The sequence below is a fragment of the Acinetobacter sp. genome (assembly GCF_039596015.1).
Lineage (GTDB): Bacteria > Pseudomonadota > Gammaproteobacteria > Pseudomonadales > Moraxellaceae > Acinetobacter.
Genome location: NZ_JBCNKN010000001.1, coordinates 342,151 through 359,700 on the forward strand (window position 1 = coordinate 342,151; position 17,550 = coordinate 359,700).

Genomic DNA, 17,550 nt, shown 5'->3' on the forward strand with positions numbered 1-17,550 from the left:
ACCCATATTAATAAAAAAGATATAAGAAGATAAATAAGAGATAGCTATATATTGACGTATTAGACCCTGTGTAGAAAAATGCAAAAAGGATGCACAAGGGTGCACAAAAAATATTTTATTGTTTTAAATCAATTATTTATTTTGGAAACCCTTTTGTGCATCCTTTATTTCGAGGGTGCACAAAGATGTATAGGGTGCACAAAGACTTATCATAGATAACATGCGATAGGCCGACCCGACTTGATCACATTCATCCTTGGTGATGCTGTTCACTTGGTGAGTATTCACCCTTGGTGATGTTGTTCACTGGTGAGTAGTGAATGATGCACTACCATGTGGCGACCCACACCCACTCGTATCCTGACTATTCCTTGATCTTTTCTGACGTGTGTACGCGCATGAAATTATTTTTTGCGGGTCATTGTGCTGTTTCATTCACGTAGATGCGTTTGCTCAAGATAAGCAACTTCATGTAGGTCAGGCATGTAAAGCTTGTGTTCATGCAGCAGGAGCGTGACAGTGAGTAAGTCTTTGGGATTGCGTTTGCATAAGTCATTGATTCTAAACAAAAAGGTACTTTCTGGGCCGCGCGGCGCCTCGGATGGCGAAATTCCCAAAGAAACAAATCTCGGTGATATTTCAATTCATAACTTACTATTATAAGTTTAACTGATATTCTATGAGAAAATCATAGAAAAAGCCCATGTTAAAAATTTTTTTGTTATTTTTCAGTAAGTTGACTTACTACCTGTGTCGGCAGTTGTGACAGTTAATAAAACTCATGATTTTTATGTAAACATTCACGGTATTAGAAACCGGGCCGGAGGAAATCGCATTACCGACCAAGGATAATGTCCTTAATCCACAAAGGACGCCGATTTAAAAAATGAAAGATGACCTAGAAACCCTAAAGTTTAAACGCCAATTAGAAGAGTTCGTTCAGAAACTTAACGAGCCAGAACCTCAGCCACAACTCGATGTGACCACAAGCTCTGATAAGTTGAAAGAGGTCATGTTACAGGCACAAAATGAAACTGGTGTAGTTGAGCATCAAATCCCCGGTTTTGAACCAAAGTTATTACCTAAACCGGCCGTTGCATCGATCGAGCTTGATCTTGGCGTTGACTATGCACCGCTTGTACCACAAATTGACGGCATCGAGCGCAATATCAACTTGGTCAGCAATGAAGCCTTTACTTTATCTGCGGCCGTCGCAAACGCGGCTCGCACCGTTCAGGCAGGTGCAAAACTTATCGTCGCAAATGAGCACTACATTGGTGAAACATCAGGACTTCATATCTTCCAGTCGGATGCGGCTAAACTACGTGTTATTGAAGCTGCAAATTTTGCAACGGTTACAGAAGGTACGCAAATCACATCTTCGGCACTTCCATTCACCGATGCTTCAATTAACTGGCGTGGCGATACGCAAAACCATATTGCCTGCCGATTCACTGTTTCACGTCGCACGCGAAAGGCAGCCGGGAACGAGGGTATTGAATACGATATTATTACTGGGATTGCCCTCGGTTTAGCCAAGGCTGTAGACAATGCCTTGCTTAATGCGATCACAGCTTTAACGCCGGCAAACTTCACCATTGGTGCAGCAGCAGCTCGCAACCTAACGTATGGTGAGCTACAAGGGTTTATCGGGACAAATGGCACTGGCGCGACTGTTCAGAACTGCAACCTTTTCGCGGGCGGCCTTGTTCAAGCTGAATTAACATCGCAAACAGCAGCAACAGTTATTGGCGCATTCAACCGCGTGGGTATAGCGATTAACCCTCATGTGAACGTCATTATTGAGCGGTTGAATGCGGCCAGTGATCTAAATATTACGGTGTATGCAGATATTCAAGCTGTAATCCCATCAGGTTCGACATCCGCATTCTGGTTAGTGTCTTAAGGAGGCTGCCAGAGTGAATATTGCAAAAATCGGTAATGTCTTATCGTTCAACATTGATCGTGATCAGCAAGGCTTGCTTACTGACATCTCGGCACAGAATAACGGATCAAAGCTGTTGCTATCCATTGGTGACAACGAACCAATCTTGATCCGCAATCCACACAGCCTTGCAGTGGTCTTGGCTGGGAACTTTGAATTGACCGTTGCCGAGTCGACGTCAATCGCAAACCAACTGCTCACCGGGCTTGGTATCGAGGTCGAGAACAATGCCAGCACAGCATAACCCGTGGATCGTGTTCTGGCGCGTTCCAGATAAAGAAATAACGATCATCATTAATAGCGATGATTTCGAAATAACACCGAACCATATCCAACAAATTACCACTGGTTGGCTGGAGCAAAAAAAATATGAAACGAAAAAACCACAAACCCAAAGCTGAAGCGGTACTGGTTCCAGCAGAAGTCTTGGCACAGCTACAGTGTGCTGAGTTTTATGACCGCTCGACTGGTGACGTAAATCGGATGGTCTGCAAAATTCCCCAGATGAAAGACTTTATTATTGGCGATGATTTAAAACCAGTGGCAAACCTTTTGCGGAATTTCTATGGATTAGATTTCGAACAAGCAGAAGTAGCAGCGTCGTATTTGGCTGCACAACCCAATGTACGCGCCAAAGCTGAAAGACAAGCCCGCGCTGAAGCACGCCGAGCTAACAATGAGAACTCATGGGCTGGATGGAAGCCATCAACCAGAAGCTATTAGGAGAAAAATTTCATGTCAAATTTATCAGCAGACCCACACCGCGTTCTAACGATCAGTTTGCCCCAAAGCCTACTTAATGCTCTTGAGAATCAGCAACGCAAAATCGAAGCTGAAGCAGGTGTCATTGTGCCAATGAGCCGACTTGTCGCGAATTGTGTACGTCGTCAGATTGAAAAATAATGGCGGTGATCAATGTCCGACTATCCGCTACCAAAAAATATGCAGGCCATTGCCGAAGTTATTGGCAGAGAAAAAGCTTTATTTCTACTGGGCCAGTTACCCAGAACCAAACAGGTTAAACGTGATACTCGGACAAGGTACAGAATCTATCTATATATTCCCAAAACACTAAACCCTAAATCACGTCTTGTCGAAATTCTTGGCTGGAATGATGCGTTTAAACTTACTCAGGTATTTACGGGTGAAACTATTTGCCTAGAATCCTGCAAACAAATGGCTACAGATTTCTTACATAGATCAATACGCACCCAATTTGAAGCTGGTGCCAGCATTGACACTTTGGTAATTTCATTTGGTATGAACCCAAGGTCAATTCTAAAAATAATAATCCAGTGATGTCTGCCGATGCTATGTAGTTTGGTATTGACGCAAACTGCTACCTATTTACTACCTAGAATCAAAAATCATAAAAACCGCTATACAAAAAAAGCCCTTACAGAAACGCAAGAGCTTGATTTAAATAACTAAAATTTGGTGGGCCCACACAGACTCGAACTGTGGACCAACGGATTATGAGTCCGCTGCTCTAACCGACTGAGCTATAGGCCCTATATTATTGCAATTCCTTGTATTTTAAGGAATTTGCTACGATGCGAATAATATAGAAATTTACTGCATATTACAAGTATTTTTTATAAGTAGGTGTACACTAGACAACCAGAATACATGTAATACACTTCTATACTGCAACGGACAAGATCTTAGCGCATGTCAAGAATTAGAGTAAAGTGAATAAAGCTATTTATTAAGCCACTTTAACCAATTAATTTATATAACAAATATCTATTAAAGGTTTAAGTAAATTTACTCGCCTTTGTCTAAATATTGCAATTTATCAGCTTTACCATTCCATTCTTCACGATCAGCAGGTTGATCACCAATCTGTGTAATGTTAGGCCATTTTTGAGCCAATTCAGCATTTAACTCAATAAAGGCTTCTTGCCCTTCTGGTAACTCATCTTCAGAGAAAATAGCGTTTGCAGGGCATTCAGGCTCACACAATGCACAGTCAATACATTCATCTGGGTTAATGACCAAGAAGTTTGGACCTTCATAGAAACAATCGACTGGACAAACCTCAACACAGTCTTGATATTTACATTTAATACAATTTTCAGTGACAACAAAGGTCATGGCGACAGCTACCTAAAAAAACATGGTTTTAATTAATTGTAATATTGTAGGCAAAAAATAGGGTAACAAACAATTCCTTTTATTGATATTAATTATACGAAAATCAGAATAAATGCTAGATAAGCATATATTATTGTTTTTATTGAAATTAAGTTGGATTGATTTTTAATCAAATTAAAAATATCCCAGAATTAGCTTGAATCCAGAGTTATAAATTTTACTCTAATTGCCTGAATTGAAAATGATTCTTACTGCATAAGTGATATATCCACATAGATGATTTAACTATATTGACTATGTAGAAGTGTGACATTAAAAAAATTAACGGTTTATTTCTAAAGCTTGTCCACGACAATTAAGAAAAAGTTGTTGTTGATGCCATGCCAGTTGTCCAGAAATAATAGTGCTATCGACTAAATAGCGAAAGGTTTTATCCTGAAAAGGTGTCCAATTACATCGCATAAAATTGGGTTGTTGTGCAACAGGTTGTCTATTTTTATTCTTTCCAATCAGTACCAGATCAGCCCAGTAGCCTTCACGGATGTAACCACGTTCGTTGATACGGAATAGATCAGCAACCTGATGCGACGTTTTTTGCACCATTGTCTCAATCGACAGTTGTTGATCTGCTACAAGCTCCATTAAGGCAGGCAATGCATGTTGCACTAAGGGTAGACCAGACGGAGCGTTAAAATAAGATTGCTGTTTTTCTTGCCAAGTATGTGGTGCGTGATCTGTCCCGATAATATCTAGACGATTGCTATGGGCGACCGCATCAATGAGTGCCTGCTTATCTTGTGCAGTTTTGATTGCCGGATTGCATTTAATCAAGTGACCTAAATTAGCATAGTCCGTATCGTCAAAATTCAAATGATGAATACAGACTTCGGCAGTAATATGTTTTTTATCTATAGGTAAGTTTTTAAATAAACACAATTCGTTGGCAGTAGTGATATGTAGAACATGTAACTGAGTACCATATTTTTCTGCCAAAGTAACTGCTAAATGAGAGCTTTCAAAGCAGGCATTTTTGTTTCGAATGATAGGATGTAAATCTGCTGGGATATTCTCGCCATATTTTTCGCGATACTGCTGTTCAAGTTGTTTAATGTGGGGTGTAAATTCACAATGCGTCAATAAAATGGTGGGTACATTTGCAAACAAGCGTTCCAAAATCTGAGGGTCATCGACCAACATATTACCCGTTGATGCCCCCATAAAAACTTTTATGCCACTCACTAATTTAGGATCAAGACTTTCGATGATTGGTAAATTATGAGCACTAACGCCAAAATGAAACGCATAATTAGCCATGCTATATTGAGCAGCAATATCCTTTTTGCGTTGTAAAGCAGCGAGGTCTAATGTAGGCGGATTGGTATTAGGCATATCCATTACACTGGTGATTCCTCCTATAGCCGCAGCCATAGATTCAGAGGCAAAATTACCTTTGTGTGGTGAACCAGGGTCACGAAAGTGTACCTGATCATCAATCATTCCTGGGATAAGCCATCTACCATTCGCTTCAATTGATTTGGCCTTGCATACTCCCATAATACTAGGCTGAATTTTACTGATTCGTCCTTGTTGAATGAGAACATCTCTAATTTGGCAAGATCCTTCATTGACGATATTGGCATTACGAATAATGAGGTCAGGTAATTGTCTAAAATTCATTTTGCAATGCCTTGTTATTTTTTATGAATTAAGTGATATGTTATAATGTAACATACAATCTTGACTATAAATAGCTGGAAATATATGGATTTGGTATTATTTTAATATAAACATATGTTTATAAATAAGTTTTAAAAATACGTGAATTTAACATCTAGATCTTATGGTGATTAAATTTTATTTGATGTATCTAATCAATTTAACAAATCAATAACAGCCGGTATTCACCGTCATTTTCTACAGGCGCTCTATGAACACACGGCAAGACCTGTTGTGTTGGATGATCGACTGCCAAGCGCCAAAGATGTCCTGAACCCAAATTTACAGGTTTTGTATCGGGTTTAGGTTGATAATGCAGGTCAAAGAAATATTCTTCTAGAAATTTTTCAAATTTAGCCTCTGGGCCATCATGTAATTTTTTGAGTTCTTCCCTGATTTCTGGAATAAGAATTTTTTGCTCAACTTCATCATTAGGCAGGATGTCGCTTGCAGGGCCATGATAGGTACATAAAAAAGTATCCGTTGCAATAGGGGAGCGATCGACATGATAGGAATATACATCTGTTGAAATGAAATCTAGTTCTTCGTCTCGTTCGTAGTTTTTGAGTAAGTTAAGAGATGGAGATGCTCCGAAATCAGTTAATAGTTGTATATCTTTTAAGATAACGTCTCTTGCTAGATGGCCTTGTTCTGAAAGTTGCAGCGCTAAAAGATCTTCAGTAGAAACTTCGGTAATATTTTCTTTTAACTCAAGTTTTGTCACAATTTCTTGAAAATCGCCAACCAAATTTCTATACCAGCAAACGGCATTCATATCGCCTTGGAAATTCATATTTACAAGTTCAGAGAAGGTGGAAACCACACCAATTTGATTGTTATCTGGAAATGTATTTTTCATGTTACGAGGAAATAAGAAACTATGTTTAATGATACACCATTTGTAAAATCGAATGTGCTTTGGGGGATGATAAAGAGAGCATCCTGTTTGGACGCTCTCTTTTAATTTTTATACTTGAGCTAGATGCTTTAATATTTGATGGCTATGTTCCGTAGCTTCTAATTTAATTTCAGACGCTGTCTTATTGGATATTGGCGATACATTATAAAGTAAAAAAGTTCCGCTTAATTTCATTTGTGTATATTGAATTGAATGTTGAACTGATTTTAAGAAGCTGTCGATGAGGTTCTCTTGATCATTCACCATTTGGATTTCTTTCTGCCCAATCGTCATACTAATGATGACTTGTTTGCCTTTTAATTTGTCTCCCTGAGAGCCATAAGCAAATTGATAAGTAAAAACTTGATCAAACCATAATTTTAAAATTGCTGGCATATTAAACCAGAACATTGGATATTGCAGAATAATCGTGTCATGGCGTAACAATGCTTGTTGTTCAGCGCTCACATCAATTTGATAATCTGGATAAAGCTGAAAAATATCTCTGACTTCTAAATTTGGATAGGTTTTAACAAGTTCATTCACAATTGCCTTATTTGCAATGGATTGTGCATAGTAGGGATGCGCTAAAATCAGTAAAGCCATAACAGTGCCTTTAACTATAAAAATAATAGCTACTATAATTTTTATAGTATTGGTGTACAATAACTATCAAAGTTGATAGGTGGGTGGTGTTGATGGCAAATCCTGAGAATAAATGTGAAGTTACGATCAATGGAAAAACTTACCCATGTCATATCAGTATGGCTATGGATGTAGTCGGTGGAAAATGGAAAAGCGTTATTTTGTATTATTTAAAAGATGAACCCAAACGTTTTAATGAAATCAAACAATTAATGCCCACCATTACGGAAATGACGCTGAGTCTTCAACTTAAACAGTTAGAGCAAAGTGGTTTAATCTCTCGAACCGTATATGGTGAAAAAGCACCCATCAAAGTTGTCTATGAAATGACAGAACTGGGGCAATCCTTTAAGCCTGTTTTAGCATCTTTATCGGTATGGGCACATACGATGATTGATTCAAAATCATCTTAAAATAATGAAGACTATCATTACGAATATTATGTTACTTAGGTTGCTCCACTGGAGAGATTAAACTTGTCCCGAATCTCTCCAGTGGAGTTGCACGTTCTAAAGCTGTAGCAGTACGCGCAATCTCCGACAATCTATTTAACATAAAATCAAGTTATGCGACTCCAAGCCGATCCGATGACGATAACGATGACGATGACGAGGAGGAAGCATGACGACTGAGGAAGAGGAAGAGGACGGCCTAAAGTCCACCATCTCTGGAGTGGACTTAAGTCCGAAATTTCGGAAATTTAACAAATACTAATCTTCTATTACTTTTAAATTACCGCTGTTCGTTAGCTGCACATTTCCTATGCACTGTTCAAGTATTATATGAACTAGTTCGCTTTCTTTAATAGGCATTAAATTTTTGTTTATCAGTTGTTTATTTAACTCTATACACTTTTTTCTAAGCAATTCTTGCTCTCTGTCAGTCATTCTTACTGTAATAGCCAAAAATTGTCAATTAATGGTGAGCTTATGAATCTAGGTGATGTTTTAGGCATTATTGCTATAGTTTTTCCGTTTTCTTTAATTTCTGTTTATTTTATTTTGAAAGCTATTCATTGATTTTTAATTCTTTTTCCCTGATTACAAATCCTGCTTATGCTTCAAATATGTCTTTTCAGCAGGCTTTCAGGGGAATTGACGTGCCCGAGCAGTGCGCAGGGTCGGCAAGGCGTAGTCTAAGCCGTTGCGCGTGGTGATATATGAACGTAGATAATTTGACTCAAATGTTAAATGATTATTTAAAGATGTTGCAGGAAAGCAATGCGGATAACGAAAAAATAAATCAAGTAAAATTAATGATTTGGGCAATACAAGACGAAATAAAATTACAGAAATTTTTGAATAATTTACAAGTATCTAGATATCGGCGCTAGGTTTCGCATAACTCTATATTATGTTATTTCAGACGCTTTTCGCTGTGAATGACAATTTTACCCATTCACAGCGAAAAGTTGCAGCAGCAAGCGGAAACGCTGCATATAGTGCTGCAAGCTGTGCCATGTCTGATTTAACTTATGTTCACCTAGAATTTAATTACTTAGAGCATTAAAATGATAACTTATAAAATATTTGATTCATGAACCTAGCTATGAATACATATTTTCCTACTAAAAAGGTCTTAAGAATAGACTAAATTTGTCTAGAATAGTGGTGGCAGCCCACCACTAATTAAAAGGTGTCTACAAAATCGGTGGCTATTCAATTCTCCCTTTACATTATTCCTCACAATAATCCGTGTACCATCAAACCTGCTACTAAATAAGGGTGTGAAAACATCTTAGTTTCTGGTTGATGTGGAAAATGTTTAGTAACTTCTTTTGCGTTCTCTTCATCAAGATTATCGAAAAAAATTTGTTTTATTTGTGCACATGACATATCAGGTAATGTACTTATAGCTCTAGTCAATGCAGTTGAGGGCTTATATCCCATATTTAAACCTTGACCCACTAAATATGAAATAATGCAACTAACAGTATCAGATATTTTCCATAAAGATGAAAATGCCACAGCACGTTGGTTGAGTAGTATAAGATTTGGAATTGTCACAGCATCATTAGTATAAAATTTTTTTTGATAGTTTCTGATAGATTTAGAGCCAGAATAACAAGTATTTATCATTGCTAAACGTATTGATGAGGTAGGTGCAAATTTCTGTAAATTGTATACATTAATTATATGATAAGTATTGGGATCACCTAATTGAGCAAAATATGCATCTGAGAAAATATCTAAGGAGTTTCCATGTGTCGAGACCAATAATATGTCATTGGTACTGATATACTCGGATAAATTATTTTTTTCGGTTGCACATATATATTTAGGCTCATTTCCATTAGATGATTTAGAAAATAGTTTCGCATCATAATATGCTAGTTGAAGATCTTCATTAGGGTCGATGATTGCTAGTATTGAGTTTATTGTTTTCTCATCATCTAAATGCTCAACCAATGCAGGTACATTTCTAATTTCAAAATCACCAGAAACCATACGATTCCTAAGGCTATCATTTTTTAGTAGGAGCGAGTAAATTGGTAAACTTGGGTGAATATCATCAATATATCGTAATGAAATACACTCATTTTCTGAAATTCTATCAATGATTGGGGCGAAAATAGGAGTTAGATGATGAGTTAACTCATCAACCTTATTCATAAATGTTTTTTTGCTTATACTAAAATTAGCGAATTCTCTCAGAGACTTATTCCATTCAATTAATATCTCTTTTTGTATTTGAACACGATAATAACGGTCTTTAATAAAATACCACAGTAAACTAATTTCATTTATATGTGTAATAAACATTAAACAATGATTTTGTTGTAACTTCTGCTCACATAATGCTCTGTAATTTTGATTAGTTCCTCTTGCAAGGGGTAAAGGAATATCAAAAGTTGAAAACTTCGAACATAAATGAGAAAGATCATCCCACACCCCAGCGAGATGATTAGGATCCCAAGGATCATCATATTTCTCTCTGAATCCATATAAATGTGGAGCGCCAATATCTTTTATACAGAATATGATTTCATCAAGTTCACTGATTAGTTCCACTGGTAAATCTTTATTTTCTAAATTTTTTCGCCATTCGAGTATATTAATCCAATCTGATAAGTTATTTGCATATATTGTAACAAGGGGGAATAACGCTTGAGAAATATTTCCCGTTTCTGGTAGATAGATAAGTAAATTATTTATACGATGATTATAACGTTCGCGTAATCCTCTACGGTGATGTAATCTTAAAGCATCGCTTAAGAGTAAATCCTGCTGAATACATATATTTGTTATATGACTAGTAAATTTTTCAAGATCTAGATTTTTGTCTAATGTAGCCATTTTGGCAGAAGCTAAATGTAATTCTATACATTGTTCAGGATTGTCGATTGTTCCAGATTCATTAATAACATGTTCTAATGTTGTAGTCGCTTCAGTTAAAAGAGATTGGCGTCGTAAGCATAATGAGTAATTTACAAGAATAATTTTTTTGCTTTTTTGATCAAGATTTTCATTATCTAAAGCTATTTTAAAATATTCAACAGCCGATGTTAAATCACCAAGATTCATATATGTAACAGCTAAGTTTGCTATCAATGTATATGGAACTTCCTCATGAGCTTCTTCATAGAGTACAATTGCTTGCATACCAAAATCTTTAGCAGCAAGCATATCGGGTTCTTCAAAAGCAATAACATTCAACACTTTAAGGCAAGTAGCTAATAATAATTTTGAATTTTGCTCATGGGCTATAATTTCTGCATTACAAATACTACGATGCAGCTTGAGAAGCATTGTGTCTAGAGTAAATATATGCAGATTGAATATGCAAGTTAAAGATAGATTCATACTTATTATAAAAATTATATATTGATTCTAACTGTTCTAGTACACTTGGGATTTGATCAATATTATAACCAAAATTATTAGCACTTTTAAAACAGTCGTCTGCTAACTCAAGGACTGTAGACTCCACGATTTCATGATCAAAAGTCATTATATATTTTATAGTCTCAATACATGGTTTCAAATCGTTGTTTACTGCTTGACTACGGGCTTTTAATTCTAAAAATAGTATTGTTTCATCTGTTTCATATCTTGATTTAAAAATATCAACGGCAATATCTGCAAGTTCAATAATTATCTCAGGGATTTCTAGATTTTTTCGCATAAGAGAGTTGTATATATCAATTACCCAAAATTCATTTGAATCACAATTTTCAATTAATTTTTGTTTAAAACTTTCTGGATCAAAAGTAGCCCATTCATCACGAATCATTTAATGTTGTCCCTATATTTGGAATTCCAAATACATAAAAATTTAAATTACATTAATTTTAAATAAAATTAAAATCATTTACTAAATCAATTAAACATCAGAAGAAAAATTGAGTTCATTTAAATGTATAAATGAGTGTATAAATATAATGATATTAAAAAAACATTATATTGAGATCATCTAGCTAAATTTCAAACGTTAATTCTTCAAATTGAAAGTCACTATAGTCCCGTTCTTTTGAAGCGATATTTACCTTACATACATATTTAAATTCAGTTTCAGTATTTCCTATATATTGAAAATATTGTGGAGAAAGCAATGTGTAAGTCGCACATTTGGGTTTCATTTTTGAAGGATATGACCTTTTCCATTCATCATTCCAATAACCTGATACACCAAATTCCATATCATTTAAGAGATATTTAATAAGATTACCATCTGACTGACCTATAATTTTCATTTCAGTGTCAGGCATGATAGGGATGTATATACCTCTTGAATCCTGTTCAACAAACCAATGACCATATCTATGATGAGGGAAAGCTGTTCCAACAAAAGAAAAATTATCAGAAGTTGTAGTCTTAGATTTAAGATATCTGAATTCTAAATTTCTTTCTAATCCTAGGCCAATAGAAACTATTTGAGATCTTTCAGTTACCTCATTTTTATCATTCATTATTGTGCAAGTGATATCTAAGTGCAAATTAGGACTAATTTTTATTGGGAAGGATAAAGCCCCCAGAACTTGACCTTTATTGCTTGTATTGCAAACTTGAATTAAATTTCTAAGATAATCTTTAAGAGATTCAATACTGTATTCGTCTTGCGAATTCCACTTTGTAAACCACGGTACTCTAAATGGTAAGAAACTTAAATATGCTGTTTCAAGTGGCAAAGCTTTTATTGAATAGAAATTAGCATAGTCATTGGGCATTCCATAACGACGTTTAGCAACCTCAAATACTCTTAAATATGCAGATCTGGCTCTATGGCTATTCAATGTGTAAAACTGACCAGTGTTATTTCTTTCTAAAAAATATTGATATGTATCATGAAATCTAGGCTCATTAATAAATGTTTTGTTCCATTCATGCTGAAAATCTTCAGTCAAGGGAATAAAAAACTTTTCTTCGAGATCTTCGCAAGTACTCAAATACACAAGTGGAAATTCAGATCCAAGGTTTTTTCTGAAATTTGATTCTCTTTCAATTAAGTCTGAGTCAATATCAAAGTTTCCTTGGTAATAACCGTAATTGCAGGTTTTAGACTCTATAGCATTCAATAATTGATCAGACAGACTAGATCTAGCAAATACATATTCTCCAAGAACAATAGTTGGATGATAGCCTTTCTGACAAGCCATCCAAAATACGCACAAAATTTCAACAACTTCAGATTCTAATTTCTTAGACTTCAAACTTTCCAATAATCTAGCTTCAACAATTTTTTGAGTATCATTTTTTACAGTTAACAGAGTAGCCAGTTCGCTTGCAGTCCATTGCTTAATACTCGTGAATGGCCACTGTAACCTAGTAACAAGTAACGCTACAGCTATTTCATGTTCATCTAAATTCTCGTTCCAATTCCAACTCGGTGTCTGCAAATTCAAATTCCGAGTTTCTTCTTTTAGAACCTCAATCATTACTTCAATGAATAATTTGACTTCTTCTATACGATCAAGTTGTATTAACAGATAAACTAATCGGGAAGATGGAATCACAAGTCCTGTATTTAATACCTTGTTATTCTTAGTAGATAGTTGGATGAAATCATCTGCTTTTTCTTTATATTCTTTAGCAACAATATCTAAACGTTTGAAAGTATGTTCAGTCGACTCAAACCAATGATTAAACCAACCACCTTTATTTGATTGGGCTTTAACAAGAATTTCAAATGCAAAATTTTTCCCCCTAGTAGCTTTTGCAATTTCATAGATAGGGTCAAGTAGTAAATTTTCATCTTTGTTATGTAGATCATTATCTTTTATATAATTCCAAACATATTTAATGAAGTCAGTTTTTTTTACTTTAGGTTTCCAATATTCCATCCATGGTAGTAAATGGTCTCTGTTTTTATAATCCGACTTAATCCATGTCAAAAAATCAGGAAATTTTTCTAAGGGATAGTCCTCATAACTAATAGTAGTGGGAATTTCATTTGTAGATGAATTTTCATTCCTCTTAATATTTTGAGAAAGATTTTCCATTCCATTGTGATCTAATGCGATATTAATTAACTCTTTCGCATGTTCTATATCTGAATTATTTTGTAATGCATATAGATCGTCTTGTGAAAGCCCAGTTCGGCAAATTGACTTCCAAACATGAGACGACAAGTTTGGTAAATTACTTAATATTTGATGAAAAGAAGTTTCTGCATTGTGCCAATCACCATTTTGAACCTCCCATTCAAACTTAGAAGTCAAACATGATAAATTGAGGCTAGACAAAAGTTTTGTATATTGTGGTAGGGCATGTCTAGTTTCTTTACCATCAGTATATTCCAAAATTTGTGTTACTTCTGAAGAGATTTCCTGTAAGTAGAAAAGAGCATCTCTTGAATTTTTTTGAGATAGATACTCAATTGAATCAAGTACTTCAAAAATACCCACATCTTTACGCCAACCATAACCTAAGATAAGATCCCAACATTGATAAGAATATCGCTTGATATATTCTGGTTTCTGATGAAGTAATGCGATTTTTGCTAAATTTGAAAAATAATCGCATCTTTCATTAGTCTCCTGAATCTCGTGAGCAAATTTTTTATTTATAATTTCAAATAAGTATTCGATAGTCTCATTATCGAAATACTTAATGTTTTGATTGGCATACCATTCAATAAACCAATAAATATTAAAATATTCTTTTTCTTCTGCACCTTTAAAATTAGATAGGCTAATACTTTTTTTATTAATGATTAAATTTAGAGTCAAGCAAATCTCAAACCAATTGTTTTTAAATCTGTTTAACTCCCCTTCATCTTTATAGTTTTCATGAACAGGAAGATCTGAACTATTTAATAATGAATATATTTCTATAAATTTAATTTCTTGATTATATTCAATAAGTTTTACGATATGATCACCCATTTCAACTAATAAGTTATATAGAGGGGCTTTTACAGAATTACTATAACTTAATATAGAAAGATGGCAGAAACTTCCTTGAGATGTTAAGTGTTGGAAGAAGTTCTCAAAAAAGTAATCTTTATAATTAAAGACTAGTTGATCACTTTTAAATATTAGATAGTGATCTTCATCTTCATCTTCATCTTCATCTTCATCTTCATCTTCATCTTCGCCAATTAAATAACTTTGCTTGAATACATTATTTTCTAAAATTTGAACAACTTTTCCTAGAGAAGATGCCTCGAACAGCTCTTCATTTTCTAAACATCCAAGTTCAACTTCTTCAATAGAACCTAGAATTATTATTTGCTCTGCTAATATCTTCTGGATGTCTTCATTCTCTACTACATTAAAAACATCTATCAATTGTTCAAAGTTCTTACTCAAACAATTAGTCTGACATAAGAGGGTTATCCATTCCTCATCCCATTTTTTAATTTTATCTTTCTGAATGAGGCTATTTATATAAACTTCATCACATAAAATTTTAGCAGCAAGTGTGAGACGAACATTTTTATTATAAATTTCATCATGTTCATGACCATTATATAATCGCTCCTCACTAAGGAATCTTTTAAAACATAGATTCGCAGTTGATAAAGCTTGAGGCTTTTCATTTCTATACCATAAGGCTATAGATAAAATTGCCAAACCAGCCACTGAAAGCTGATGATATAAAGAAATTAACTCATTGATTGCAGATTGAGGAGCAGTTGTTAGAAAAATAATTTTTAACTGGTTAAAATCAGTTAGTTGATATTGAGGACCATTTAATAAACGTGTTTTTATTGATCTATGTTTGTATGCCTCAGCATACTGTCGTTCTTTAAAAGCAACCGTTTCAGCTTGTGTTAGTAAGTCGATAAAAATTTGGGGATCATAACCCTCTACTAATCGCTTGATAATCCAATCACGTGTTAGGCCACTTCTTAAAGGATTAGTATTACCAAGTAAAGCATGGCAATGCCATAACCATCTCTGTTTTAATGACTCAGGTGCATCATGCTCAAGCCAACTACATAGAGGTAACAATAATGATTCAATGATTTCATCATGGTTATCTCTACTTTTGACAAAAACACTCAAGCTTTCATGAAATGGCCTTAAACCAGATAAAGATTCATGTAGTAAAAAAATGACTGAATTTATATCTAACAATGAATCAGAAAAAATTTTATTAAAAGAAGTTCTCGGCCAGAAAAAATTAAAATTTACAATAAGATGTAGTATATTTTTTTGCTTATGATTTAGCGTATGCCAAATCGATAGATAATACTCTTCGATATTCCCACCACTATGCATAGGAAGCTTATTTATTTGCCATTCATTAATGGGAAGTAGGTTAGTTCTTAGATATTCACAAGTATAGATCAGTTGTAACGGATAACCATGTGTAGAATTTAATAGTGCTGAAGAAGCTTTAGCTATGATTTCATCTTTATTTCCAGAATCATTGATTATTAATGCTCCATCTTTTATTCTTTTAGTTACATAAGCTAAAATGGCATTCCCAGACATAGGGGGAAGGTAAGTCCAGTTTTTCTTAGGACATAGAGTTAAAAGTTTTTTTGGTAGATATTCATCATCTACAGGTTGCGTACCAACAATAATTTTAAGATTATCTGGTAATGGCAATAGTGTTTTAAAAAGTTCATCTAATGGGTTGATGTTTCTATTATTATCTCGCCAAACATGATCCAAACCATCAATAATAAGTATAAAAGGTTTTCCAATTTTTTTATAGTGACTTCCACATCTCTCAATAATATTAGTTAAATTTTCAGGTTGTTCATGAGATGAGATATTAATTTTATGATGAAATTGTCTGATTTGTGTGTAAAGGGATTCAGAAATAACTCTTAAAGAAAGTCTATCCTGTGTTCTATCACGGGTAGAAATAAAATAATGATGTCTGATATAGGGAATTTTCTTATCTTCTAATTCATTACAAAGATAACTCAGATATGTACTTTTACCTAAGCCCGGGCTACCAGTTAGAACATGTATATTTGTTTTTGCTTCACCAATTATTTCACTAACAAAATTTTCATGAAAACTTTCATCTGGCAACACATAATCATCTGAAATATAAAAACTCTGAGGTATAGGTTCAGGTCTTTTTGTATGGATAATTGAACGTAATATGTCTAAAGTAATCCAACCTTGGGGTGCTGGATAATTTTGAATTGTTGCCCATTTCTTAGCTTCATATAGGAGGCGTAAACATCCTATTTCATCACTAACTTTCATTAGAGAATCTTGTACCTGATTTTCGAGTACTAAATATATGGGATCATCATAAGCAACTTTTAAATTCTCAATAAAAGTTTTAGCTTCACCTTCACTACCTAACTGCGTTATGATTTCGTCCTGAATATTTTTAGGTATTAATTCAAATTGAAGATAATGAGTTTCTTGAAAACAAGGCTCTACATCTCGTGCAAGGCGCTTGTTTGTTACTAAATTGATCGAATTTATTTGATCTAATGGTATGCGTTTGTAGGCATCATATATTTTTCTTAAAATACTTTTTGAACGTTCAGTTTTTCCTGACTTTTTAAGAATCCAATCCCAAGAAAATTCGTTTTCTTCTTTTTCAGGAGAAGGTGAATATTTGACTTGATAGTAGTCATATTTATTGTCTTTTCTGACACAAATTACGTCATCTAATGCCTGCGGGGTATCGTCAGTATCATCAGTCGCTTCAAATAAAACTCTCTGGTATTTGTCTGGGAAATTTAGCCAGTCAGCAAGAACACTTACACCAAATAATGTTTGATAATCATAGCCTTTGTATGTAATCGCAGTACTTTTAATATTATCTTTAGACATAAGCTTATAAATTTCATAAGTATTTTCTATATTATATAGCCTAAAGTTCAACCT

At 34.5% G+C, this 17,550-nt stretch carries 15 protein-coding genes and 1 tRNA gene; 8 read left to right on the forward strand and 8 right to left on the reverse strand.

What is annotated here, in order from left to right; genetic code table 11:
- Positions 1-886 precede the first annotated feature (886 nt).
- From ABDV70_RS01430 to ABDV70_RS01455, 6 genes are read left to right on the forward strand one after another with little or no spacing between them, the layout of a single operon-like run.
- Complete coding sequence (locus ABDV70_RS01430; RefSeq protein ID WP_343594815.1) at positions 887-1,906, forward strand: hypothetical protein; 1,020 nt, start codon at positions 887-889, stop codon at positions 1,904-1,906.
- Between the two features lie 13 nt (positions 1,907-1,919).
- Positions 1,920-2,189, forward strand: a complete 270-nt coding sequence (locus ABDV70_RS01435; protein WP_343594817.1) for a hypothetical protein — start codon at positions 1,920-1,922, stop codon at positions 2,187-2,189.
- A complete protein-coding gene (locus ABDV70_RS01440; RefSeq protein ID WP_343594818.1) occupies positions 2,173-2,346 on the forward strand; it encodes a hypothetical protein in 174 nt (57 codons plus the stop codon). Before ABDV70_RS01435 ends, ABDV70_RS01440 begins: the two co-directional genes overlap by 17 nt.
- Positions 2,315-2,668 (forward strand): hypothetical protein, encoded by a 354-nt coding sequence (locus ABDV70_RS01445; protein ID WP_343594819.1) that lies wholly within the window; start codon positions 2,315-2,317, stop codon positions 2,666-2,668. Before ABDV70_RS01440 ends, ABDV70_RS01445 begins: the two co-directional genes overlap by 32 nt.
- 12 nt (positions 2,669-2,680) lie before the next feature.
- Positions 2,681-2,848 carry a hypothetical protein gene (locus ABDV70_RS01450; protein ID WP_343594820.1) on the forward strand — a complete coding sequence of 56 codons (168 nt, stop codon included), beginning with the start codon at positions 2,681-2,683 and terminating at the stop codon, positions 2,846-2,848.
- Positions 2,849-2,860: 12 nt separating this feature from the next.
- Positions 2,861-3,244, forward strand: coding sequence for a hypothetical protein (locus tag ABDV70_RS01455; protein WP_343594821.1), 384 nt, complete (start codon positions 2,861-2,863; stop codon positions 3,242-3,244).
- Positions 3,245-3,380: 136 nt separating this feature from the next.
- On the opposite strand, the gene ABDV70_RS01460 is transcribed toward ABDV70_RS01455, so the two are convergent.
- The 5 genes from ABDV70_RS01460 to ABDV70_RS01480 all read right to left on the reverse strand — a co-directional run bounded on the left by ABDV70_RS01460 (position 3,381) and on the right by ABDV70_RS01480 (position 7,262).
- A tRNA-Ile gene (locus ABDV70_RS01460) sits at positions 3,381-3,457 on the reverse strand.
- 255 nt (positions 3,458-3,712) lie between these two features.
- Entirely contained in the window at positions 3,713-4,042 is a 330-nt protein-coding gene (gene fdxA, locus ABDV70_RS01465; protein WP_343594822.1) for a ferredoxin FdxA, read from the reverse strand.
- A gap of 321 nt (positions 4,043-4,363) precedes the next feature.
- On the reverse strand, positions 4,364-5,719 hold the full coding sequence (locus ABDV70_RS01470) for a dihydroorotase (protein WP_343594824.1): 1,356 nt from the start codon (positions 5,717-5,719) through the stop codon (positions 4,364-4,366).
- 199 nt (positions 5,720-5,918) lie between these two features.
- Positions 5,919-6,617: a DUF1826 domain-containing protein gene (locus tag ABDV70_RS01475; RefSeq protein WP_343594826.1), complete on the reverse strand. Its 699-nt coding sequence runs from the start codon at positions 6,615-6,617 to the stop codon at positions 5,919-5,921.
- 108 nt (positions 6,618-6,725) lie between these two features.
- Positions 6,726-7,262 carry an NAD(P)H-dependent oxidoreductase gene (locus ABDV70_RS01480; RefSeq protein ID WP_343594828.1) on the reverse strand — a complete coding sequence of 179 codons (537 nt, stop codon included), beginning with the start codon at positions 7,260-7,262 and terminating at the stop codon, positions 6,726-6,728.
- 92 nt (positions 7,263-7,354) lie between these two features.
- On the opposite strand from ABDV70_RS01480, the gene ABDV70_RS01485 reads away from it, so the two are divergent.
- Together ABDV70_RS01485 and ABDV70_RS01490 are read left to right on the forward strand one after the other, a co-directional pair.
- On the forward strand, positions 7,355-7,714 hold the full coding sequence (locus tag ABDV70_RS01485) for a helix-turn-helix domain-containing protein (protein ID WP_343594829.1): 360 nt from the start codon (positions 7,355-7,357) through the stop codon (positions 7,712-7,714).
- Positions 7,715-8,678: 964 nt separating this feature from the next.
- On the forward strand, positions 8,679-8,810 hold the full coding sequence (locus ABDV70_RS01490) for a hypothetical protein (protein ID WP_343594830.1): 132 nt from the start codon (positions 8,679-8,681) through the stop codon (positions 8,808-8,810).
- Positions 8,811-8,983: 173 nt separating this feature from the next.
- Here the strand turns inward: ABDV70_RS01490 and ABDV70_RS01495 are convergent, their stop codons facing one another.
- The 3 genes from ABDV70_RS01495 to ABDV70_RS01505 form a co-directional block, all read right to left on the reverse strand.
- Positions 8,984-11,050, reverse strand: a complete 2,067-nt coding sequence (locus ABDV70_RS01495; protein ID WP_343594831.1) for a hypothetical protein — start codon at positions 11,048-11,050, stop codon at positions 8,984-8,986.
- Positions 11,028-11,534, reverse strand: a complete 507-nt coding sequence (locus ABDV70_RS01500; protein WP_343594832.1) for a hypothetical protein — start codon at positions 11,532-11,534, stop codon at positions 11,028-11,030. The genes ABDV70_RS01495 and ABDV70_RS01500 overlap by 23 nt, the downstream gene beginning before the upstream one ends.
- A 184-nt stretch (positions 11,535-11,718) precedes the next feature.
- Positions 11,719-17,496 carry a dsDNA nuclease domain-containing protein gene (locus ABDV70_RS01505; RefSeq protein ID WP_343594833.1) on the reverse strand — a complete coding sequence of 1,926 codons (5,778 nt, stop codon included), beginning with the start codon at positions 17,494-17,496 and terminating at the stop codon, positions 11,719-11,721.
- Positions 17,497-17,550 lie beyond the last annotated feature (54 nt).